This window comes from Delftia sp. 60 (genome assembly GCF_002754395.1).
In the GTDB taxonomy this organism is placed as follows: domain Bacteria; phylum Pseudomonadota; class Gammaproteobacteria; order Burkholderiales; family Burkholderiaceae_C; genus Comamonas; species Comamonas acidovorans.
Genome location: NZ_PEFD01000001.1, coordinates 4,914,625 through 4,937,129, shown reverse-complemented (window position 1 = coordinate 4,937,129; position 22,505 = coordinate 4,914,625). Strand labels below are relative to the sequence as shown.

Annotated in this window: 12 protein-coding genes and 11 tRNA genes; all 23 read left to right on the top strand. The window is 68.4% G+C overall.

The window, feature by feature from the left end; translation table 11 throughout:
* Positions 1-56: 56 nt before the first annotated feature.
* The 23 genes from CLV01_RS22285 to CLV01_RS22175 all read left to right on the top strand — a co-directional run bounded on the left by CLV01_RS22285 (position 57) and on the right by CLV01_RS22175 (position 22,497).
* A tRNA-Ala gene (locus CLV01_RS22285) sits at positions 57-132 on the top strand.
* Between the two features lie 38 nt (positions 133-170).
* Positions 171-246, top strand: a tRNA-Glu gene (locus CLV01_RS22280).
* A gap of 44 nt (positions 247-290) precedes the next feature.
* Positions 291-367: transfer RNA gene (locus CLV01_RS22275), tRNA-Asp, on the top strand.
* Between the two features lie 71 nt (positions 368-438).
* A tRNA-Glu gene (locus CLV01_RS22270) sits at positions 439-514 on the top strand.
* 44 nt (positions 515-558) lie between these two features.
* Positions 559-635: transfer RNA gene (locus CLV01_RS22265), tRNA-Asp, on the top strand.
* A 13-nt stretch (positions 636-648) separates the two neighbouring features.
* Positions 649-724: transfer RNA gene (locus CLV01_RS22260), tRNA-Ala, on the top strand.
* 37 nt (positions 725-761) lie between these two features.
* Positions 762-837 (top strand) — tRNA-Glu (locus CLV01_RS22255).
* A 44-nt stretch (positions 838-881) separates the two neighbouring features.
* Positions 882-958 (top strand) — tRNA-Asp (locus CLV01_RS22250).
* 284 nt (positions 959-1,242) lie between these two features.
* Complete coding sequence (locus CLV01_RS22245) at positions 1,243-1,611, top strand: hypothetical protein (protein ID WP_224986538.1); 369 nt, start codon at positions 1,243-1,245, stop codon at positions 1,609-1,611.
* 217 nt (positions 1,612-1,828) lie between these two features.
* Positions 1,829-3,259 carry a TolC family protein gene (locus CLV01_RS22240; protein ID WP_099735073.1) on the top strand — a complete coding sequence of 477 codons (1,431 nt, stop codon included), beginning with the start codon at positions 1,829-1,831 and terminating at the stop codon, positions 3,257-3,259.
* Positions 3,260-3,300: 41 nt separating this feature from the next.
* Complete coding sequence (locus CLV01_RS22235; RefSeq protein ID WP_097201767.1) at positions 3,301-4,518, top strand: efflux RND transporter periplasmic adaptor subunit; 1,218 nt, start codon at positions 3,301-3,303, stop codon at positions 4,516-4,518.
* 4 nt (positions 4,519-4,522) lie between these two features.
* Complete coding sequence (locus tag CLV01_RS22230; RefSeq protein ID WP_013801592.1) at positions 4,523-7,612, top strand: efflux RND transporter permease subunit; 3,090 nt, start codon at positions 4,523-4,525, stop codon at positions 7,610-7,612.
* 16 nt (positions 7,613-7,628) lie between these two features.
* Complete coding sequence (locus CLV01_RS22225) at positions 7,629-7,964, top strand: P-II family nitrogen regulator (RefSeq protein WP_016450797.1); 336 nt, start codon at positions 7,629-7,631, stop codon at positions 7,962-7,964.
* 126 nt (positions 7,965-8,090) lie between these two features.
* A tRNA-Ala gene (locus tag CLV01_RS22220) sits at positions 8,091-8,166 on the top strand.
* Between the two features lie 38 nt (positions 8,167-8,204).
* A tRNA-Glu gene (locus CLV01_RS22215) sits at positions 8,205-8,280 on the top strand.
* Between the two features lie 44 nt (positions 8,281-8,324).
* Positions 8,325-8,401, top strand: a tRNA-Asp gene (locus CLV01_RS22210).
* Between the two features lie 706 nt (positions 8,402-9,107).
* Positions 9,108-9,632, top strand: coding sequence for a sigma-70 family RNA polymerase sigma factor (locus CLV01_RS22205; protein ID WP_043824402.1), 525 nt, complete (start codon positions 9,108-9,110; stop codon positions 9,630-9,632).
* A 151-nt stretch (positions 9,633-9,783) separates the two neighbouring features.
* A complete protein-coding gene (locus CLV01_RS22200) occupies positions 9,784-10,068 on the top strand; it encodes an MbtH family protein (RefSeq protein ID WP_034395838.1) in 285 nt (94 codons plus the stop codon).
* A 5-nt stretch (positions 10,069-10,073) separates the two neighbouring features.
* Positions 10,074-10,817 (top strand): thioesterase II family protein, encoded by a 744-nt coding sequence (locus CLV01_RS22195; protein WP_099733183.1) that lies wholly within the window; start codon positions 10,074-10,076, stop codon positions 10,815-10,817.
* Complete coding sequence (locus tag CLV01_RS22190) at positions 10,795-11,484, top strand: 4'-phosphopantetheinyl transferase family protein (protein WP_088164190.1); 690 nt, start codon at positions 10,795-10,797, stop codon at positions 11,482-11,484. Before CLV01_RS22195 ends, CLV01_RS22190 begins: the two co-directional genes overlap by 23 nt.
* The gene (locus CLV01_RS22185) at positions 11,481-12,470 is read left to right on the top strand and encodes a TauD/TfdA family dioxygenase (protein WP_099733184.1); all 990 of its coding nucleotides are present in this window, start codon (positions 11,481-11,483) and stop codon (positions 12,468-12,470) included. Before CLV01_RS22190 ends, CLV01_RS22185 begins: the two co-directional genes overlap by 4 nt.
* A gap of 20 nt (positions 12,471-12,490) precedes the next feature.
* Positions 12,491-17,827: a non-ribosomal peptide synthetase gene (locus CLV01_RS22180; RefSeq protein WP_099733185.1), complete on the top strand. Its 5,337-nt coding sequence runs from the start codon at positions 12,491-12,493 to the stop codon at positions 17,825-17,827.
* Entirely contained in the window at positions 17,827-22,497 is a 4,671-nt protein-coding gene (locus tag CLV01_RS22175) for a type I polyketide synthase (RefSeq protein WP_099733186.1), read from the top strand. The genes CLV01_RS22180 and CLV01_RS22175 overlap by 1 nt, the downstream gene beginning before the upstream one ends.
* Positions 22,498-22,505 lie beyond the last annotated feature (8 nt).

Sequence of the window (22,505 nt, the reverse complement as noted above, 5' to 3'; positions counted from 1 at the left end):
TTCGAGTCTCTGATGCAAACGCAGCAACTAACAAGAAGCAGCGATTGCAGCATGAAGGGGGTATAGCTCAGCTGGGAGAGCGCTTGCATGGCATGCAAGAGGTCATCGGTTCGATCCCGTTTACCTCCACCAAAAATTGAGACTTGAGTATTTACACAAGTTCTAGGATTGACCCTATCGTCTAGAGGCCTAGGACATCACCCTTTCACGGTGAGTACCGGGGTTCGAATCCCCGTAGGGTCGCCAAGTTTGCAGCACTTGGCTCGAAAGAGCGCAAAAGCTGTCTGCCAGGAGTGGTAGTTCAGTTGGTTAGAATACCGGCCTGTCACGCCGGGGGTCGCGGGTTCGAGTCCCGTCCACTCCGCCAAAATTTGCCGCTTGGTATGTAAGCGCCTTTGAAAAACGAAGGCGCTTTTTTATCGGCGGATCATAGGCTGTGACCCTATCGTCTAGAGGCCTAGGACATCACCCTTTCACGGTGAGTACCGGGGTTCGAATCCCCGTAGGGTCGCCAAGTTTGCAGCACTTGGCTCGCAAGAGCACAAAAGCAGCCTGCCAGGAGTGGTAGTTCAGTTGGTTAGAATACCGGCCTGTCACGCCGGGGGTCGCGGGTTCGAGTCCCGTCCACTCCGCCAGTATCGGATTTTTGGGGGTATAGCTCAGCTGGGAGAGCGCTTGCATGGCATGCAAGAGGTCATCGGTTCGATCCCGTTTACCTCCACCAAAATTGAGACTTGAGTATTTACGCAAGTTCTAGGATTGACCCTATCGTCTAGAGGCCTAGGACATCACCCTTTCACGGTGAGTACCGGGGTTCGAATCCCCGTAGGGTCGCCAAGTTTGCAGCACTTGGCTCGAAAGAGCGCAAAAGCTGTCTGCCAGGAGTGGTAGTTCAGTTGGTTAGAATACCGGCCTGTCACGCCGGGGGTCGCGGGTTCGAGTCCCGTCCACTCCGCCAGATTCCTTGTGCAAGCCTCTGGCCTGCGCAGACAAGAAGCCACCGCAAGGTGGCTTTTTTGTTTCTGCCGCGCGCAGCTCGCCTGCATGGCTGCCACCGCTTGGCGGCAGGCAAGCATGTGCGAAAAGCGGACTTTGCCACAGATTTTTTAAGGGCAAACCCGGAACTTTGCCTCAACATTCGTAACAATAGATGGTGTCCCGATCACGGGACATTCACTTTCACTGCTCCCGCCTTCGTCTCGCCCCATGCGCCTTGCGCCATCGTTCCTGTTTTCCTTGCTGATGCTGTTGTCCATCTTCTGTGGACAGGTGGCGGCGTCGGCATCGTCCGATGGACTGGAAAGCGATGGCTTGCTGGCGCACCACCCCATCGTGACCATCGATGAGGAATTCCTCGAAGAACTCGCGGAAGTCGAGGAAGACGACGAGACGGAGTTTGCCGAGCTGACGGCACACGGCGGCAATACCCGCCAACTGCTGGCCCTGCTGGCCTGTGGCGAGGACCGCTCCGCCGAGATGTACTGGCCGCCCGAGCCCATCGCCGTGCAGGTGGTGTCGCTGTGGGCCCCGCCTTCGACCTATTCCCAGGCGCACCTGTCGCCCGCTCCGGGCCAGCTGCTGCGCCCTCCAAGACCTTCCCTGCTCGGCTGACCGCATATTGCGGCGCAGGCATGCCCTGCGCCCCTTGTCGGCTGACGCATCCCACTGCCTGATCACTGCTCGTGCGCGCCTTGCTGGCGCGCATGCCATGCCGTCGTCCGCGCGCTGACTGCGCACGGCCCGGCCATGCCCGTTCCCGCGTTGTCCGCATGGGAGGGCCCATCTCTTACTCAACCCCTCGACTGTCGTTTCGCGGCAGATGCATGCCATGGTGAATCCAACGGTATTGGCGGGAATGGCCCCCGCTCGTTTTCCATCCTTTTCGCGCAAGGCCTTGCAAGGCGCGATCTGCAGCCTGCTGGTGGGCTGGAGTGCCGGTGCCTCGGCACAGGCATCCCAGCCTCCCATGACGCAGGCGGCACCCGCCGCGGCTGCAGCCGCCGAGGCCGCAGCGGCCCGCGCCCCGGTCACGCCTAAGGCCGCATCGACGGCTTCAACGGCTTCGGCGGCTTCGGCCGCCGCACAGCGCCTGCCCCAGCTGAGCCTGAACGAGGTCGTTCGCGCCGTGCTGGACCACAACCCCGATCTGCGCGCTGTCGAGCAGTCGCGGACCACGGCGCGCGCAGGCGTGGTCAGCGCCTCGGCGCTGCCCAATCCCAAGCTCGAATGGAACCAGGGCCGCAACAGCGCCCGCGTGCCCGGCGCGGCGGCCGGCACGGTGCAGGGCTGGGCCGTGGCGTTGCCCATCGAGAACCCCGCCGTGCGCGGTGCGCGCGTGGAGGCCGCCAGGGCAGGCGAGCAGGGCTCGGTGCACTTCGTGGCGACCACGCGCAATGCGCTGGTGGCCCAGGTGCGGCTGCGCGCCTACGAAATGGTGCTGCGCGAGGCGGAGGTCGAGGCCGCCAAGGAGGCGGTGCGCCTTCTGGAGCAGGCCCATGAGCGCGTGCGCGTCCGCGTGGACAGCGGCGAGGCGGCCCGCTACGAAATCATCAAGGCCGATGCCGAAATCATCCAGGCGCGCCAGCAGGAGCAGACCGCAAGGCTGCGCGCCGAGCAGGCGCAGCTGTCGCTGGGCCGCCTGGCCGCAGGCCAGCTGCCCGTGCGCTTTCGCCTGGATGTGTCGCTGGAGGATCCGCTGCGCATCGAGGACATGGGGGAGATCGATCCCATGGAGCATCCCGAACTGCGCCAGCTCAAGGCGGAGGTCGAGCGTGCCCAGGCGCGGCTTGACGGGGCCAAGGCCTCGCGCTGGCCGGGCGTGGAGCTGCGCTACGGCCAGACGCGCGAGCCCGACGTGCGCCTGAACACGGTGGGCGTGAGCATCCAGATCCCCTTGCTCGACCAGCACCGCGGCCCCATCGACGAGGCGGCCTCCGAGCTGGAGCGCGCGCGTCTGCAGCTGGAAGGCCGGCAGATAGAGCTGCGCCAGCAGACGCTGCAGGCCTGGAAGGAGCTGGAGATGGCACGACTGCGCACCCAGGCACTGAGCCAGGGTTCGGTGCGCGAGGCCGAGTCGGCCCTGCGCGTGGCCGAGGCCGCCTACCGCTTCGGCGAGCGCGGCATTCTCGATGTGCTCGATGCGCAGCGCGTGCTGCGCTCCATCCGTGCAGACCTACTCGATGCGCGCTACCAGCTGCAGGCAGCGCGCATACAGCTCGAATACCTCGCGGGCCGCTACGACGATCCGTCCGCGCTGTGAAGCGCGCCGTCCCTGCCTCACACCCGAAATCAGAAACGAACATGTCCTTGAATATGCATCCGAAACCCATCGCCGCCCGCGCAGGCAGCAGCACCTTGGTGAATTCCCTGGCCCTGGCCGGCCTGCTGGCCGCAACGCTGGCGCTGAGCGCCTGCGGCAAGAACGAAGAGGCCGAAGCCAAGGCGGCGCCCGCGGCGGCCGCTGCCCAGGAGCAGGACCCGATGGAGGTCCGTGTGACCGCCGAGATGGCTCCCAACTTCGCCGTCAAGCCCGTGGCGCAGGCGCAGATCGCGCTGCTGCAGGAGGTGTCCGGCCGCATCGAGGCCAATGAGCGCCAGGTCACCCGCATTGGCGCGGCCGCCACGGGGCGCGTGACCGAGGTGCTGGTCGAAGTGGGCGACCGCGTGCGCGCGGGACAGGTGCTGGCCCGCGTGGCCAGCCCCGAGCTGACCACCGCCCAGCTGGCCTATCTGCGTGCACACTCCGCCGCCACGCTGGCCGAGCGCGGCGTGGAGCGCGCACGCCAGCTGATCGCCGCTGACGTCATCGGCTCGGCCGAGCTGCAGCGCCGCGAGTCCGAGCTGTCGATTGCCCGCGCCGAGCAGCGCGCTGCCGGCGACCAGTTGCGCCTGATCGGCATTCCCGACAGCGCCATCGCCCAGCTGCGCGACAAGGGCACGCTGCAGTCGCATGCGGCCGTGCTGTCCACAGGGGCCGGCGTGGTGATCGAGCGCAAGGTCAGCTCCGGCCAGGTGACCCAGCCCGGTGATCCGCTGTTCACCGTGGCCGACCTGAGCAGCGTCTGGGTGGTGGGCGCGATTCCCGAGCAGATGGCCAGCGGCGTGCGTGCCGGCCAGGCCGTGGAGATCGCCGTGCCCGCCCTGGGCGAGCGCGTGCTGTCCGGCCAGATCGTGCATGTGGGCGACACCGTGACGCCCGAGACCCGCACCGTCACCATCCGCACCCAGGTGGACAACACCGAGCGCGACCTCAAGCCCCAGATGCTGGCCACCATGCGCATCCAGGGCGAGGTGCGCCAGCTGCTGGCCGTGCCGGCCGAGGCCGTGGTGCGCGAGAACGACCGCGACCATGTCTTCGTCAGGAAGGGCGAGAACCACTACCGCCTCACGCCCGTCGAGCTGGGCACCGCCAGCGGCGGCATGCGCCCCGTGAACAAGGGCGTGGCCGATGGCACGGTCATCGTCACCACGGGCGCCTTCCACCTGAACAACGAGCGCAAGCGCGCAGAGCTGGAGTAAGCCCATGATCGCTTCCATGATCCGGGCCGCTTTGAGCCAGCGACTCATCGTGATCGTGCTCTCGCTGGTGCTGTGCGGCTTTGGCCTGCGCGCCGCCATGAATCTGTCGGTGGATGCCTTTCCTGACGTGACCAACGTCCAGGTCCAGGTCGCTACCGAGGCGCCAGGCCGCTCGCCCGAGGAAATCGAGCGCTTCGTGACCGTGCCGCTGGAAATCGCCATGACCGGCATGCCGGGCCTGGTGGAGATGCGCTCGCTCAACAAGAGCGGCCTGTCCATCATCACCCTGGTCTTCACCGATACCACCGACGTGTACTTTGCGCGCCAGCTCGTCACCGAGCGGCTGATGGAGGTCACGCCGCGCATGCCCGAAGGCATCATCCCCGTGCTGGGGCCGGTGTCCACGGGCCTGGGCGAGGTCTACCAGTACACGCTGGACCATCCCGACGACGGCAAGCGGGCCCTCACGCCCGAGGAGCTGACCGAGCGCCGCACCATCCAGGACTGGGTGGCGCGCCCGCTGCTGCGCTCCATTCCCGGCGTGGCCGAAATCAATTCGCAGGGCGGCTACGTCAAGCAGTACCAGGTGGAGGTCGATCCCGGCCGGCTGCGCCACTACGGCCTGTCCGTGCGCCATGTGGTCCAGGCCATCGCCGACAACAACGCCAACGCCAGCGGCGGCATCCTGCCCCAGGTCACCGAGCAGTACCTGATCCGCGCCGTGGGCCTGATCCAGTCGCTGGAGGACATCGGCAACATCGTTCTCAAGCAGGATGGCGGCGTGCCGGTCTTCGTGCGCGATGTGGCTGAGGTCCAGCTGGGCCAGGAAGTGCGCCAGGGCGCCATCATCAAGGGCGGCTATACCGAAGGCGTCTCCGGCATCGTGCTGATGATGCGCGGCGGCAATGCCAAGGAAGTGGTCACCCGCGTGAAGGAGCGCGTGCAGGAGATCAACTCCAAGGGCATGCTCCCCGGCGGCCTGCAGATCGTTCCCTACTACGACCGTACCGACCTGGTCGACTCGGCGCTGTGGACCGTGGGCAAGGTGCTGATCGAGGGCATCCTGCTCGTGGTCGTGGTGCTCTTCGTCTTCCTGGGTGACGTGCGCTCCAGCCTGATCGTGGTGGCCACGCTGATCATCACGCCGCTGACCACCTTCATCATGATGAACCGCTGGGGCATCTCGGCCAACCTCATGTCGCTGGGAGGGCTGGCGATCGCCATCGGCCTCATGGTCGATGCCACCGTGGTGGTGGTGGAGAACGTGTTCCACAAGCTCGGCCAGGCCGGCGACAGCATGGGCGCACGCGTGCGCACCGTGCTCTCGGCCACCACCGAGGTGGCCACGCCCACCATCTTCGGCATCGCCATCATCATCCTGGTGTTCCTGCCGCTGATGACGCTGCAGGGCATCGAAGGCAAGATGTTCGGCCCGCTGGCGCTGACCATCGCGATCTCGCTGGCGGTCTCGCTGGCCGTGTCGCTGTTCCTGTCGCCCGTGCTGTGTTCGTACTTCCTCAAGGGCGGCGCAGACCATGACACGCGCCTGATCGCCTTCCTCAAGCGCCACTACCTGCGCCTGCTGGACCTGGCCACCGCGCGCAACCGCGCCACGCTGGCCGTGGCCGTGGCGCTGCTGCTGGGCTCGCTGGGACTGTTCCCGCTGCTGGGCAAGTCCTTCATGCCCACCATGAAGGAGGGCGCGCTGACGCCGCAGATCAACCGCGTGCCCAGCATCTCGCTGGACGAGTCCATCCGCATGGAAATGGCGGCGATGAAGGCCGTGGCCGAGGTGCCCGGCGTGCTCAGCGTGGTCTCCAAGCTCGGACGCGGTGAATCGCCGGCCGATCCCGCAGGCCCCAACGAGTCCGACCCCATCGTGCTGCTGGACCCCGAGTCCGACCGCACCCAGGACGAGATCGACGAAGACATCCGCCAGCGCCTGTCCTCGATCCCGGGCGTGCAGATCGTGCTGTCCCAGCCGATCTCCGAGCGCGTGGATGAAATGGTCACGGGCGTGCGCTCGCAACTGGCCATCAAGGTCTTCGGCGACGAGCTGGACGATCTGCGCGATGTCTCCGAACAGGTGGCCCGCATCCTCAAGAGCGTGCCTGGCAGCACCGACATCCGTGTCGAGCGGCTGTCGGGCCAGCAGGCGCTCACGGTGGATATCGACCGCAAGGCCATTGCCCGCCACGGCCTGAACGTCACGGACGTGCAGGGCGTGATCGAGTCGGCCATCGGCGGCAAGGACGTGACCACGGTCTACGAGGGCGAGCGCCGCTACAACGTGGTCGTGCGCTTCCCCGAGCCCTTCCGTGGCTCGCCCCAGGCTGTCGGCGCCACCTTGCTGACCACCAGCACCGGCGCGCAGGTTCCGCTCAACAGCGTGGCCCGCATCGAACTGGTGGACGGACCCGCGCAGATCAGCCGCGAAGGCGGCAAGCGCCGCGTGGTTGTGGGCGCCAACGTGGAAGGGCGCGACCTGGGCGGCTTCGTGACCGAAGTGCAGCAGCGCATCGACAAGGAAGTGCAACTGCCCGACGGCTACTACTTCAAGTACGGCGGCCAGTTCGAGAACATGGAGCGCGCCATGGGCACGCTGCAGGTGATCGTGCCGCTGACCATCGTGGCCATCTTCTTCCTGCTGTTCGTGCTGTTCAACTCGGTCAAGCTGGCCGGGCTGATCATCCTGGTGCTGCCCTTCGCCTCCATCGGGGGACTGATAGGCCTGTTCGTCACGGGCGAATACGTGAGCGTGCCGGCATCGGTGGGCTTCATTGCGCTGTGGGGCATTGCGGTGCTCAACGGCGTGGTGCTGGTCAGCTGCATCCGCAAGCTGCGCGAGGATGGAATGGACGTGGCCGAGGCCGTGCGCGAAGGCTGCGTGCAGCGCTTCCGCCCCGTGATGATGACGGCCACCGTCGCGCTGCTGGGCCTGGTGCCCTTCCTGTTCGCCACCGGCCCCGGCTCGGAGGTGCAACGCCCGCTGGCCATCGTCGTGATCGGTGGCCTGATCTCGTCCACCCTGCTTACGCTGGTGGTGTTGCCGACCCTGTACCGCTGGTTTGACGAAAAACCGCTGGAAGCCTGATGAAGGAGACACTGCAATGACCATGAAGGAAATCCGGGCCATCGTGCGCCCCAGCCGCCTGGAGCGCCTGCGCGACGCGCTGCGTGCCATTCCCAACTTCCCCGGCGTGACGCTGTTCCGTGCCGAGGGCTTCACGGCCCCGGCCGCCATCGACAAGCGCAGCGTGAAGGAGGAGTTGACCGACTTCTCCGACAAGATCATGGTCTGCGTGCTGGCCGAGGCCTCCATGGTCGAGCCCATCCGCGCGGCCATCACCTCGGCCTGTCACTCGGGCCAGGTCGGCGACGGCCTGGTCTGGGTGGTGGACATTGCCGAGATCCACCGCATACGCGATGGGCAAAGCCTGGCCTGACCCGGGCTTGAGCAGGGCGCCGGAATGCAGGGCGACATAAAAAAGTCATGCATTCCGGAATTGCCCCAAAAACGCTGTGCTACAATTTTTGAATCGCAGCAACGAAGCAGTGCAACGTTGCAGCAAGGGGGTATAGCTCAGCTGGGAGAGCGCTTGCATGGCATGCAAGAGGTCATCGGTTCGATCCCGTTTACCTCCACCAAAAATTGAGACTTGAGTATTTACGCAAGTTCTAGGATTGACCCTATCGTCTAGAGGCCTAGGACATCACCCTTTCACGGTGAGTACCGGGGTTCGAATCCCCGTAGGGTCGCCAAGTTTGCAGCACTTGGCTCGAAAGAGCGCAAAAGCTGTCTGCCAGGAGTGGTAGTTCAGTTGGTTAGAATACCGGCCTGTCACGCCGGGGGTCGCGGGTTCGAGTCCCGTCCACTCCGCCAGATTCCTTGTGCAAACCCAGCGTCTGCACAGACAAGAAGCCACCGCAAGGTGGCTTTTTTTCGTCTGCAGGTTGCAGCAGCAGGCCGCGCTCCGTTCGCTTTTCCTGCCTGCGCACCCAGCCCTTCTGTGCCCACGCGCTGCGCTTGGGGCATCACCAGTCCGTCATGAACCAGGCCCATCATCCATGGCGAGGGAAAGCCATGGGGACGGAAATCCATAGGCACCGGCTGCCGATTTTCCAATGCCGATAGCCGTGTCTTCGTTTGCCTTGGCGGGACGTCTTCCAGACAGGTACGAGATGCCGATCCAGACCCGGTTTTGTCGCCGGAGCTGTTAATGCTTCTCATTTCATGTTCTGGAAAACGTTAAAGGAGCACCACTGCATGCCTTGGTCCCGGTTCAAGTTTCAGCACGTCTGCAAGGCCGCACAGCCCTTGCCGATCCTGTTCCAGGACGCATGGGCCCGGCGAGGTCGGCCGCCGCCATGAAGCCGGTATGAGGCCGATCTAAGGCCCGACTCCCCAAGTCACGCCGATGCGCATCGGCGTGCACTGATGCCCTGCGGTCAGCGGTCGTGCCGCCGCTTTCCGCCTGTGCCGAGTCCCGTTCCCGTCTTTTTGCACGGGCGGCGCGCCGGCAGTCCATCGACCTGCGGTCGACATTTCCCCTTGACGTTCTTGCCTAGCTTGCGAGAGGAACTGCATCGTGTCCTTGAATCACACACATTCTTCGCTGGAAGAGGTTTTCATTGCTTCGCGTGGACAGTTGGTGAGGGTCGCGCGAAGAATTCTCAGGAATCCCGAACTGGCCGACGACGCCGTGCAGGACACCTATCTGCGCGTTGCCGAGATGCGCAGCGATGCCGAGATCGCCAAGCCCGCCGCCTACTGGACGCGCGCCGTCTGCAACATGGCGCTGGACTACCTGCGCCGCCAGGAGCGCGAGAACAGCTACCGCACCCACGGCGTGGATGTGGAGACGCTGGAGATACCGGACAGCCGCTCGCCCGAGCGCCTTTTGTTCGAGTCCCAGGCCATACGCCTGATCGACCAGGCCCTGGACGAGGTGCCGCCCAAGACCCGCGAGACCTTCGAGCTGTACCGCATCAAGGGCCTCACCCAGCGCCAGATCGCCGAGCACATGGAGTGCGCGCTGGGCCTGGTGAACGCCAGGATTGCCGATGCCTGCAAGGCCATCCATGTCCACCGCTCGCTGCTGGACCACCATTGAACGGTGCAGCCCGGCGCACGACCCGGAACCGGCGCGCACGCGGCGTGAACAGTTTCGGATTCGGAACGTCATGTTCAACAGAGGCGCAGTACCGGGTCGCCGCGATCCGGTACTGGCCTCACCGATGTTCAACCGCATAAAGGACGCCTGCATGTCTACAAGCTGCTTCGACCGCGAAGACGAAACCTTCATCGTTCTGGTCAACCACGAGGAACAGTATTCCATCTGGCCGCACTGGAAGGCCGTGCCCGGCGGCTGGACTGCCGTCGAGGGCGTGAAGGGCGACAAGAAAACCGTGCTCGACTACGTGGACGCCACCTGGACCGACATGCGGCCCAAGTCGCTGCGCGTGTGGATGCAGCAGCAGGAGCAGGCGGGTGCCGGCGCCGCGCTGCAAAGCGATACCGATACCGTGATCGAAACCGCAGCGGGCTGACGCGCATGCACGCGCCGCTGACCCTGCTGTGCCTGCCGTGCGCAGGCGCCAGCGCCACCATGTACCTGCGCTGGCGCAGGCTGCTGCCCCACTGGATCCGCATTGCGCCGGTGGAGCTGCCGGGGCGGGGCAGCCGGCTGGGCGAGCCTGCGGTCGAGGACTTCGGGCAACTGGTCTCGCTGCTGTGCGCAGAGCAGCGCCAGGCCATGCGCGGCCGCTTTGCGCTGCTGGGCCACAGCATGGGCGCGCTGCTGGCCTTCGGCATGGCGCGGCAGTTGCGCGAGGAGGGCAGGGAGCTGCCGCTGGCCCTGATTGCCTCGGGCAGCCCGGCACCGGCCTGCCGCGATCCCGAGCGCTTTGCGGGCAAGGGCGACGATGCGGCGCTGATTGCCGATCTGCGCAGGCAGGGCGGCACGCCCGAAGAGGTGTTTGGCAGCCCCGAGCTCATGCGCATCACGCTGGATGTGCTGGGGTCCGACTACCGCGTCTGCGAGAGCTTCGGCCATGTGCCCGCTGCGGGCCTGCCGCTGCCGGTGCACGTCTTTGCGGGGCGGCAGGACGACATCGAGGCGCCCCGCGTCCAGGCCTGGTCGCAGGAGGCCGCCGGGGCCTTCACGCTGGACTGGTTCGAGGGCGGGCATTTCTTCATCAAGCAGCGCGAAGGCGATGTGCTGGCCGTGCTGGCGCAACGCCTGGCCGGGTCCCAGTCACTCCAGGGGGAAATCCATGCAGCTCGTGTCCGTGCGTGAGGCCATGAGCCAGGGCATCGAGGTCTTCAGGCTGGACCTGGACCTGTCGGCCGAACTGAGCGACAGCCTGCCGCACCTGACCCCCGAGGAGCGCGGTCGCGCCGCGCGCTTCGTGCGGGCCGCCGACCGGCTGCGCTTCGCACAGACGCGCGCTGCCACGCGGCGCCTGCTGGGGCGCAGGCTGGGCTGCTGCCCGGCCGATGTGCCGCTGGCGGTCGGCGTCCACGGCAAGCCCTTTGTCGACGAGGACCCGCTGCGGGCACCGCTCTTCAATGTCTCGCATTCGGGCGGCCATGCGCTGATCGCGATGGCCGATCCCGGTGGCGTGCTGCACCTGGGCGTGGACATCGAGCAGCACAAGCCCGACCTCGATGCCGAGGTCATGCTCGACGCCGTCTGCACCGACCAGGAACGCGCCAGCGTGCGCCGTGCGCCTGATCGGCTGGCGGCCTTCTACCAGCGCTGGGTGGGCAAGGAAGCCGTGCTAAAGGCCATCGGCATTGGCGTGGCCGACCACCTGCGCTCCATAGGCATCAGCCCGGGAGGGGACGGACGGCTGGCCATCGCCTGCGCGGTCCCCGACTGGAATGGTTTTCAAGCGATGGCGCTGCCAGCGCCGCCGGGCTACGCGGCAGCTCTTGCGTGGCGCACCAAGGAATCGACATGAACGAAACCCTCCAGCGCTTCGAGCGCAAGGCCCCCGCGGGCTCGCTGCTTCCCCTGCTCATCACGCCCGCCCAGCCGGGCCAGGACCTGCTGGCCGCGCTGCCGCCGCTGCGCCGCGACATCGACGAGGCGCTGCTGACCACGGGCGGCGTGCTGCTGCGCGGCTTTGGCGTGCCCGATGTGGAGACCTTCCAGCGCTTTGCCTCGGCCTTCGGCCACCCGCTGCTCAAGTACGAATTCGCCTCCACGCCGCGCAGCGCGGTCGAGGCCTCCAGCGGCGCGGGCGTCTACACCTCCACCGAATACCCGGCCCACCAGAGCATTCCGCTGCACAACGAGCAGGCCTACACGCGCGAATGGCCCATGAAGATCTGGTTCCACTGCGTCACCGCATCGCCCGAGGGCGGCGAGACGCCGATTGCCGACAGCCGTGCGGTCTACCGCCGCATTCCGGCGCGCATCCGCGAGCTGTTCGAGCCCGGGATTCTGTACGTGCGCAACTTCGGCGAGATGGACGTGCCCTGGCAGAAGGTCTTCAACACCGAAAGCCGCGCCGAGGTCGAGGCCTTCTGCCGCCATGCGCGCATGGACTGGGAGTGGAAGGAAGACGACGGCCTGCGCACGCGCCAGCTCTGCCAGGCCATGGAAAGCCACCCCGTCACGGGCGAGATGGTCTGGTTCAACCAGGCCCACCTGTTCCACATCTCGGCGCGCGAGCCCGAGGAGCGCGAGGTGCTGGAGGAGGTCTACGGCATCGAGAACCTGCCGCGCAACACCTTCTTCGCCGACGGCTCCACCATCGGCGACGACATCTTCGCCGAGGTGCGCGCCGCGCTGGACGCCGAGACCGTCAGCTTCCCCTGGGAGCAGGGCGACGTGCTGATGCTGGACAACATGCTCGTGGCCCATGCCCGCTCGCCCTTCAAGGGGCCGCGCAAGGTCATCGTCGCCATGGCCGAGCCGCGCAGCAATCTGGACCGTTTCTGAGAACCCGGGAGGCAGCTGACATGCTGAGTGGACAAAGTGCAATCGCGGCAGCAGGCCAGGCGCCGGCCAGCCTGGTCGAGCATCTGAGGGGCCTGGCGCAGCAGCGGCCTGGCGACATCTGGCTCACCGTGGCCGCCGTGCAGGACGGCCGCGTGGTCGAGCGCAGCCACAGCTATGGCGGCTTCGAGCGGCGCGTGCGCGCGCTGGCCGCCCGGCTGCAGCAGCTGTGCCCCGTGGGCGCGCGCGCCCTGGTGATGATGGACAACGACGAGCACTACGCCGCCAGCATGCTGGCCTGCTTCTACGCGGGCGTGATCGCCGTGCCGGTGCCGCCGTTGGAATCGCTGCGCGTGCAGCACCTGGAGCGGCTGCTGGGCATCGTGGGCGACGCGGACGCGGCCTGCGTGATCAGCACGGCCGAAGTGATGCAGGCTTTGCCCGGCGCCGATGCGCGCTTTGCCGGCATTGCCGCCGTGGCCGCCGACCAGGTGGACCTGGCCGATGCCGACGCCTGGCGGCCCCATGCGCCGGCTGCCGACGACATCGCCTTCCTGCAATACACCTCGGGCTCCACCTCGGCGCCCAAGGGCGTGATGGTCAGCCACGGCAACCTCATCGCCAACGAGGCCGCCATCCAGCAGCGCATGGACATCGGCGCGGGCGACCGCTTCATGTCCTGGGCACCGCTGTACCACGACATGGGCCTGATCGGCGGACTGCTGCAGCCGCTGTACAGCGGGCTGCCGCTGGTGCTGACCTCGCCGCGCCTCTTTCTGGAAAGCCCCGTGCGCTGGCTGGAGCTGATATCGCGCCACCGCGCCACCATCAGCGGCGGCCCCGACTTCGCCTACCGCATGTGCCTGGAGCGCATCAAGCCGTCGCAGCTGGCGCAGCTGGACCTGTCGAGCTGGCGGCTGGCCTACACGGGCGCCGAACCCGTGCGTGCCGACACCGTCACGGCCTTCGCGCAGCGCTTTGCCGCCTGCGGCCTGCGGCCCGACGCGGCCTATGCCTGCTACGGCCTGGCCGAGGCCACCCTGTTCATCACCGGCGGCAGTTGCGGCGCGGGCGCCACGATCACGTCCTTCGATACCGAGGCCCTGGCGCAGGGCCGGGCCGAGGAAAGCTCCGGCGCCTCGCAGACCACCGCGCTGGTGGGCTGCGGCCCCGCCGTTCCCGGCCATGCCGTGGCCATCGTCGATCCGCAGAGCCTGCAGGTGCTGGAGCCCGGGCGCGTGGGCGAGATCTGGGCGCACGGCCCCAGCATCAGCCAGGGCTACTGGGGCAAGCCGCAGCAAACGCAGCAGGCCTTTGTCGAGCATGCAGGCCGGCGCTGGCTGCGCACGGGCGACCTGGGCTTCGTGCACGGCGGGCAGGTCCATGTGGCGGGCCGCATCAAGGACCTGATCATCGTGCGCGGGCACAACCTCTACCCGCAGGACATCGAGCGCGTGGTCGAGGCCGAGGTCGAAGCCGTGCGCAAGGGACGCGTGGCCGCGTTTGCGGTGGAAGGGCCGTCGGGCGAGGGCATAGGTGTGGCCGCCGAGATTTCGCGCGGTTTGCAAAAGCTGGTGCCGAGGGAGACGCTGGTCGACGCACTGGCTGCCGCCGTGGCCACGGTCTTTGGCGAGGCGCCTGCCGTCGTGATCCTGCTGGAGCCCGGCGCGCTGCCGCGCACATCGAGCGGCAAGCTCCAGCGCCAGGCCTGCAAGAAGGGCTGGGCGCAGCGCAGCCTGGATGCCTATGCGGTCTGGGAGCATGGTGCCTTCGTGGACGCAACGGAATCTGCAGCGAATGACGGTGCAGATCAGTCCGCCCCCCCGCCGCTCGATGCCACCGAGACTGCGCTGGCCATGCTCTGGTGCGAAGTGCTGCGCCGTGCCGAGCTGCCTGCGGGCGATCCGCAGTTCTTCCTGCTGGGCGGCAACTCCCTCTCGGCCGTGCAACTGGCTGCACGCGTGTCGCAGCAGTGGGGCGTGGACTTTGCGCCAGGCCTGCTCTTTGACCGGCCCCGGCTTTCGGCGTGCGCGGCTGCATTGCGCGAACTGCAGGCGGCAGGACCCGGAACTGGCATCCCTCGTCCTGGCCCTGTGGCGCGCGGCCCCGGTGCAAGCCAGCCCCTGTCCCACGCCCAGCAGCGGCAGTGGTTTCTCTGGCACCTGGATCCTGCGGGCACGGCCTACCACGTGGCGGTGGAGCTGCAGCTGGGCGGCACGCTGGATGCGCAACGGCTGCACACGGCCCTGGAGCGCCTGGTGGCACGCCACGATGCGCTGCGCACCGTGTTTCTGCCTGCCGCCGACGGGTCGGCCCGGCAGCATGTGCTGGATAGCGGCGGCCTGGAGTTCCAATGGCTGGACCTGGACCACGAGCCGCAGCGTGCCCCTGAAGAGGCACGCCGCCTGCACGCCAGGCCCTTCGACCTGGGCAAGGGCCCGCTGCTGCGTGCGCTGCTGATGCGGCTTGGGCCGGATGACCACCGTCTGGTGCTGGTCATGCACCACATCGTGTGCGACGGCGTATCCCTGCAGAACCTGCTGGACGAGCTTGCGCAGCAATACCTCCATCTGGGTGATGCGGCGGCGGCCGCCGAGCCCGCTGCCCCCGCATTGCAATACGCCGACTACGCAGCCTGGCATGCGGCCTGGCTGGATGGCGGCGTGCGCGAGCGGCAACTGGCCTACTGGCGCTGGCAACTGGGCAGCGAGCATCCCGTGCTGGCCTTGCCCAGCGACCGGCCGCGCGCAGCCGTGGCCCGCTACTCGGCTGCCCGGCATGGCTTCGCGCTGCCTGCGCCGCTGGTGGACGCGTTGCGCGCGCGTGCCGCCGAAGCCGGCGCCAGCCTGTTCATGGTGCTGCTGGCAGGCTGGCAGGCCGTGCTGCACCGCCATACGGGCCAGCAGGTGCTGCGCCTGGGCGTGCCCGTGGCGGGCCGCCAGCATGCGGGCACGCAGGGCCTGATCGGGTTCTTCGTCAACACCCTGGTGCTGCAGGCCGAGGTCGATGGCCGCACCCCGCTGGCCCAGGTGCTCAATGCGGCCAGGCGCGCCACGCTGCAGGCCCAGGAGCACCAGGACCTGCCTTTCGAGCAACTGGTGGAAGACCTGCAGCCCCAGCGCAGCCTGGCGCATCCACCGCTGTTCCAGCTGATGTTCAACCATGTGCATGAGGACTTGCGCGGCTTCGAGCGCATGACGGGCTGCATAGCCGAAGCGGCTTCAATGCCCGGAGGCACGGCGCAGTTCGAGCTGTCGCTGGAAGTGCGTGAACGCGCAGGCGGTGCCGTGCGCGTGGGCATGGACTATGCGGCCGAGCTTTTCCTGCCCGCCACCATGGAGCGCCTGGGCCAGCACTATCTGCGCATGCTCGAGGCCCTGGCCCATCACCCCGAGGCCACCGTGGGCGAGGTGGATCTGCTGTCCGATGAAGAGCGCGCACAGCTGGCGTCCTGGCAGACCGGCCAGGGCGGGCAGGGCGGCTATGCCGTGCCCGAGCTGGTCCATGCCGCATTCGAGCAGCAGGCGCGTCGCAACCCGCAGGCCACGGCCCTGGTCTTCGGGGAAGGCGCTTGGAGCTATGGGGAACTCAATGCGCGTGCCAACCGCCTGGCCCATCATCTGATCGCACTTGGTGTGCGGCCCGAAGTGCAGGTCGGCATTGCCATGGAGCGTTCGCTGGACATGGTGGTCGGCCTGCTGGCCATCATGAAGGCTGGTGGCGCCTATGTGCCCATGGACCCCGAGCACCCGGCCGAGCGCCTGCGCTATATGGCCGACGACAGCGGTATCGGCCTGCTGCTGACCCAGTCGGGCCTGGTCGCACGGCTGCCGCCAGCGCTGCAGCCGCTGTGCCTGGCGGTGGACGCCATCGATCTGTCCTCCCGTCCGGCCCATGACCCGGGCGTCGCGCTGCACGGCGAGAACCTGGTCTACGTCATCTACACCTCGGGCTCCACCGGCCGGCCCAAGGGCGCGGGCAATCGCCACCGCGCGCTGTGCAACCGCCTGGCCTGGGGCCAGCAGCACCAGCCGCTGGCCGCGCAGGACACCGTGCTGCAGAAGACGCCGTTCAGCTTCGATATCTCGTTCTGGGAGTTTTTCTGGCCGCTGTCCACAGGCGCCCGGCTGGCGCTGGCTGGGCCCGGGGAGCATCGCGATCCTGCGCGTATCGCGGCCTTGGTCGAGCGCCATGCCGTCACCTGCATCCACTTCGTGCCGTCCATGCTGCAGGCCTTTCTGTCCAGCGGCCATGCCCCGTCCTGCACAGGACTGAAGCACATCGTCTGCAGCGGCGAGGCCCTGCCGGCCGAGCTGCGCGACCGCGCACTGGCCCTGCTGCCGGGCGCGCGCCTGCTCAACCTCTACGGGCCGACCGAAGCCGCCATCGAGGTCACCTACCACGACTGCCGCGAGCCTGGCCCGCAGGCCGTGCCCATCGGGCGGCCGCTGGGCAACGTGCAGGTGCATATCGTCGACGCTGGCCTGCAGCCCGTGCCGCGCGGCGTGGCCGGCGAGCTGCTGCTGGGCGGCCTGGCGCTGGCGCGCGGCTACTGGGGCCGGCCCGCGCTCACGGCCGAGCGCTTTGTGGCCAGCCCCTCGGCGCAGGCCGGCGAGCGTGCCTACCGCACGGGCGACCTGGTGCGCTGGAACGAGCACGGCGAGATCGAGTACCTGGGCCGGCTGGACCACCAGGTCAAGATCCGTGGCTTCCGCGTGGAACTGGGCGAGATCGAAGCCGCCCTGCTGGCCGTGCCAGGCCTGCGCGAGGCGGTGGTGGTCGCAGACTCTGCCGAAGGCGGCAGCCGGCTGGTGGCCTACCTGGCCGGTGAAGGTGCCGCGCTGCAGGACCTGGCTGCACTCAAGGCGCAGCTGGGCCGCAGCCTGCCCGACTACATGGTGCCCTCCCTCTTTGTGCGCCTGGACGCGCTGCCGCTCAACAGCAACGGCAAGGTGGACCGCAAGGCGCTGCCGGCGCCCGCGCCCCTGCCTGCATCGGGCGATGGTGCGCAGCCGTTCGAGGCGCCCGAAGGCGGTGTGGCCGAGACCATTGCCACCATCTGGCGCGAGCTGCTGCAGCTCGAACGCATAGGCGCCAACGAAAGCTTCTTCGACCTGGGCGGGCATTCGCTGCTGCTGATACGCGCGCACCGGCGGATCGAGGATGCGCTGGGCAGCGGGCTTTCTGTGATCGACATGTTCCAGCACCCGACCGTGGCCACGCTGGCCCGCCGCATCGAGGCGCAGCGCGGCGCGGGGGCGGCCCAGGAAGGACTGCAGGACCAGCAGGCCGACGCACGCGCCCAGCGCCGCCGCGCCGCGCTGCTGGGCCGCCGTGGTCTGACCGAGGAGGTGAACTGATGCGTGCTCAGGATGCGGGCTACAGCGGCGTGGAGATCGCCATCATCGGCATGGGAGGGCGCTTCCCGGGCGCGGACAGCGTGGACGCGCTGTGGCGCAACATCCGCGAAGGCCGCGAATCCGTGACGGTCTTCAGCGACGAGGCCCTGCGAGCCCGGGGCACGGAACAGGCCCTGCTGGACGATGCCGCCTGCGTGAAGTCCGGCGTGGTGCTGGAAGGCCTGGACTGGTTCGATGCCGGCTTTTTCGGCTACACGCCGCGCGAGGCCGGCCAGATCGATCCCCAGCAGCGCGTCTTCCTCGAATGCGCCTGGCAGGCGCTGGAGCATGCGGGCTATGACGCCGAGCGGCTGGACGTGGCGGCCGGCGTGTTCGCGGGTGCGGGCGCCAATCTCTACCTCATGCGCCATCTGCTGGGACGGGCCCGGTGGAGCGGCGGCATCGCCGAGCTGATCGCCCTGCTCAACGGCAACGCGGCCGACGCCTTGTGCACGCGCGTGGCCTACAAGCTCAACCTGCGCGGCCCGGCCGTGACCGTGCAGACGGCCTGCTCCACCTCGCTGGTGGCCGTTCACATGGCCTGCCAGTCCTTGCTGGGCATGGAGTGCGACATGGCCCTGGCCGGCGGGGTGTGGCTCAACCTGCTGCAAGGCGCGGGCTACCTGCACCAGCCGGGCGCCATCCTGTCCTCGGACGGCCATTGCCGCGCCTTCGATGCGCGCGCCGACGGCACCATGCTGGGCAGCGGCGCGGGCGTAGTCGTGCTCAAGCGCCTGGACGAGGCACTGCGGGACGGCGACACCGTCCATGCCGTGATCCGGGGCAGCGCCGTGAACAACGATGGCGCGCGCAAGATCGGCTACAACGCGCCCAGCGTGGACGGCCAGGCCGAGGCCATACGCGCCGCCCAGGCCATGGCCGGCGTCGATCCCGCCTCAGTGGGATATGTCGAGGCCCATGGCACGGGCACCACGCTGGGCGATCCCATCGAGATCGCGGCGCTGACCCAGGCCTTTGGCGGGGCTGGGGGACTGACGGGGCGTGCGCCCGGTCACTGCGCCCTGGGATCGGTCAAGACCAATGTGGGCCACCTGGACGCCGCTGCCGGAGTGACCGGCCTGATCAAGGCCGTGATGGCGCTGCGCCACCGCACCCTGCCGCCCAGCCTGAACTTCTCCACGCCCAACCCGCGCGTGGACTTCGCTGGCAGCCCCTTCCGCGTCCAGACCACGGCGCAGGACTGGCCTGCCGGCCCGCTGCCCCGGCGTGCCGGCGTGAGCTCCTTCGGCATGGGCGGCACCAATGCGCACATGGTGCTGGAGGAGGCTCCGGCCACGCTCCCTGCCGATCCATCGGAAAGCGCAGGGCGGACGCCCCAATTGCTGCTGCTGTCGGCGCGCACGCCGCAGGCGCTGCAGGCCTCGGCCAGCCAGCTGGCCAGACATCTGGAGCAGCACCCGGGCCTGGCCCTGGCCGATGTGGCCCACACCCTGCGTGTGGGCCGCAAGCGCCATGCGCACCGGCTGGCCGTGCTGGCCCATGGAGTGACCCAGGCCATCGAGGCGCTGGACCATCCGGCGCCTCTGGTGCATTTCACGGGCAGCGTGCTCTCGCCCCAGCCCGGCCTGGCCTTTCTGTTCCCGGGGCAGGGCGCCCAGCACGCGGGCATGGCACGCAGCCTGCATGCGCAGGAGCCGGTGTTCCGCGACATCGTGGACCGCTGCTGCGAGACGGTGAGGTCCCAGACCGGCATGGATCTGCGGCCCTGGCTGCTGGCCCATGCCGACGATGCCCGGGCCGCGCAGGCTCTGGCGCGCACCGAGGCCACGCAGCCTGCGCTGTTCATCGTCGAGTACGCCATGGCACGGCTGTGGATGTCCTGGGGCCTGCAGCCCGAGGCCATGCTGGGCCACAGCATCGGCGAGTATGTGGCGGCCTGCATCGCCGGGGTCTTCTCGCTCGACGATGCGCTGGACCTGGTGGTCGCGCGCGGCCGCATCATGCAGGCCACCGAGCCCGGCGCCATGCTGGCCGTGGGCCTGCCTGAGGCCGCGCTGCAGGACTGGCTGTGCCGGGGCTGCGATCTGGCCGCCGTCAATGCGGCCGATCTGTGCGTGCTCTCGGGCCGGCCCGACGCCATTGCGGCCGCCGAGCAGGCCCTGGCCGGCACGGGCGTGCTGCTGCGCAGATTGCAGGTGTCGCACGCCTTTCATTCCGCGCTGCTCGATCCCGTGCTCGACGCCTTTGCGCACCAGCTGGCCAGCGTGCGGTTCAACCGGCCTGCCATGGCCTTCATCTCCAACCTCAGCGGCCGCTGGATCCGCGACGAAGAGGCCCAGGACCCCCGCTACTGGCTGCAGCATCTGCGCGGCACGGTGCGCTTTGCGCAGGGCCTGGACACGCTGCTGGACCAAAGCGACCGCATCCTGCTGGAAGTGGGCCCGGGCCAAGGCCTCAGCGGCCTGGCCCGGCGCCATCCCAAGGCTGGCGCACGCACCGTGCTGGCCTCGCAGGCAGCCGCCAACCGCGAAGAACTTCAGGCCGACCAGCCCGCGCGCTGCCTGGCCCAGCTTTGGGCGGCGGGCGTTGACGCGGCCAAGGCACCGCTGCTGAACAGCGCACAGGGCGCGCGCCGCGTGCCCTTGCCCGGCTATCCGTTCGAGCGCGAATCGCACTGGGTTGCCGCCACGGTGCCGGCCTCTGAGGCTGCTCCTGCTGCTCCCGGTGGTCTGCACGGCACCGATCCCCGGGGCTGGCTGTATGCCCCTGTCTGGCAACGCTCAGCGCCCGTTGTACGGGCCGCCGCGGTACCCGCCGGCGGCTGCATGCTGCTGCTGGCCGAGGCCGGATCGACACTGGCCGAATCCCTGGCGCAGGCCTGGTCCGACACCCAGCCCGCGCCCGTGGTCCGCATCGAACCCGGTCCGCTCCATGAACGCCTGGGGCCTGCCCGCCATGCGCTGCGCATGACCGAGCGCAGCGACTGGACGCGCGCTCTGGGGCAGATAACGGCCGAGATCGGCCCGGTGGCCTGCATCTGCGATCTGTGGAGCCTGGGCACGCTGGATGACGCACAGGCGGCTGAGCGCTGCCTGCTCGGCCCGCTGGCCCTGGCCCAGGCGCTGGAGGCCGTGCCTGCCGCATCCGCTGTGGGCGCTGCTGGCCGGCAGCAGATGCTGCTGGTCACGGATGGGCTGGAGGACGTGACAGGGACCGAATCCCTGCAGCCCGCCAAGGCCATGCTCCATGGCCCCTGCCTCGTGATTCCCCAGGAGCTGTCGGGCATGGCCTGCCGCATCGTCGATGTGCTGCCTGTGCAGAGCGGGCATGCCCAAGGGATGGCAGCGCTGGCGCAGCGCATCCTGGCCGAGTTCAGCGAGCCCGCACCGGCCTGCGTGGCCTTGCGCGGCCCGCACCGCTGGACCCGGCGCTACGAGCGCATTGCGGGGCAGACGGCACCCGCCGTCACGCCAGCTGCGCCAGCCACCGCGCCGCGCCTGCGCCGTGGCGGCTGCTATCTGATCACGGGCGGCCTGGGCGGCATGGGACTGGCGCTGGCCCGGCACCTGGCCGAGCACTGGCAGGCCCGGCTGGTGCTGCTGGGCCGCTCGGCGCTGCCTGAACGGGGTCAGTGGCAGGCACTGGCGCAGGATGCGCAGACGGAACCTGCGCTGCGTGCCCGGCTGCAGCAGTTGCTGGAGCTGGAACGGCTGGGCGCCCAGCTGTGCCTGGTGCAGGCCGATGTGGGCAGCGAAGCCCAGCTGCGCACCGCGTTGGAACAGGCGCAGCGCGCGTTCGGCGGAATGCATGGCGGCATCCACGGCGTCATCCACGCCGCCGGCCTGGCCGGCGACGGCTTGCTCGCGGACAAGCGGGCACACGAGGTGATGCAGGTGCTCGCGCCCAAGCTCCAGGGCACGCGGGCCTTGCTGGCCGCACTGGCCGGGCAGCCGCTGGACTTCATGCTGCTGTGCTCTTCCCTGGCCGCCGTGGCGGGCGGCCTGGGCCGCATCGACTATGCGGCCGCCAATGCCTGCCTGGATGCGCTGGCCGTGGCCCATGGCCGCACGGCCGGCTGGCCGCTGATTTCCGTGGGCTGGGACGGGTGGCGCGGCGTGGGCATGGCGGCAGGCACGTCCATGCCCGAAGGTGTGGGCATCGCACCGGAGCAGGGCGTGCATCTGTTCGAGCGCATTCTGGCCGGCCCTTTGCAGCCCCTTGTCTGCGTGTCCACCACCGATCTGGAAACGCGTCGCCATGCGGACCTCGCCGAGTTGCTGGACCAGGCCCTGCCTGCAGCAGCGACAACGGCAGCGACGGCGGGGCCTGCGCCCACCCAGGTGCGGCCCGGTGGCATGGCCGGCTTCGTGGCGCCCGAGGGCGACCTGGAGACCGGTCTGGCCGCGCTCTGGAGCGGCTTCCTGGGCGTGGCTCCCGTGGGCGCCGAGGACAACCTTTTCGAACTCGGCGGCGACTCGCTCATGGCCATACAGCTGCTGGCGCGCGTGCGCCAGGCCTATGGCGTCGAAATCCATCCTGCGGCCTTGCTGCGCACGCCCACGGTGCGGCGCCTGGCCGAACTCGTTGAAACCCGGTTGATCGAGGAAATCCAGGCGCTGGACGCCGAAGCCGAGCCCGCCCCGACCACCGCATCGCCGATTTATTCGTGAAGATCGCC

Bases quoted from the DNA above. Each gene is read 5' to 3' on its own strand.
- CLV01_RS22240 (WP_099735073.1), top strand. From the start codon at position 1,829: ATGGTGAATCCAACGGTATTGGCGGGAATGGCCCCCGCTCGTTTTCCA.
- CLV01_RS22245 (WP_224986538.1), top strand. From the start codon at position 1,243: ATGCTGTTGTCCATCTTCTGTGGACAGGTGGCGGCGTCGGCATCGTCC.
- CLV01_RS22230 (WP_013801592.1), top strand. From the start codon at position 4,523: ATGATCGCTTCCATGATCCGGGCCGCTTTGAGCCAGCGACTCATCGTG.
- CLV01_RS22175 (WP_099733186.1), top strand. From the start codon at position 17,827: ATGCGTGCTCAGGATGCGGGCTACAGCGGCGTGGAGATCGCCATCATC.
- CLV01_RS22235 (WP_097201767.1), top strand. From the start codon at position 3,301: ATGTCCTTGAATATGCATCCGAAACCCATCGCCGCCCGCGCAGGCAGC.
- CLV01_RS22190 (WP_088164190.1), top strand. From the start codon at position 10,795: ATGCAGCTCGTGTCCGTGCGTGAGGCCATGAGCCAGGGCATCGAGGTC.
- CLV01_RS22200 (WP_034395838.1), top strand. From the start codon at position 9,784: ATGTCTACAAGCTGCTTCGACCGCGAAGACGAAACCTTCATCGTTCTG.
- CLV01_RS22185 (WP_099733184.1), top strand. From the start codon at position 11,481: ATGAACGAAACCCTCCAGCGCTTCGAGCGCAAGGCCCCCGCGGGCTCG.
- CLV01_RS22180 (WP_099733185.1), top strand. From the start codon at position 12,491: ATGCTGAGTGGACAAAGTGCAATCGCGGCAGCAGGCCAGGCGCCGGCC.
- CLV01_RS22225 (WP_016450797.1), top strand. From the start codon at position 7,629: ATGACCATGAAGGAAATCCGGGCCATCGTGCGCCCCAGCCGCCTGGAG.
- CLV01_RS22195 (WP_099733183.1), top strand. From the start codon at position 10,074: ATGCACGCGCCGCTGACCCTGCTGTGCCTGCCGTGCGCAGGCGCCAGC.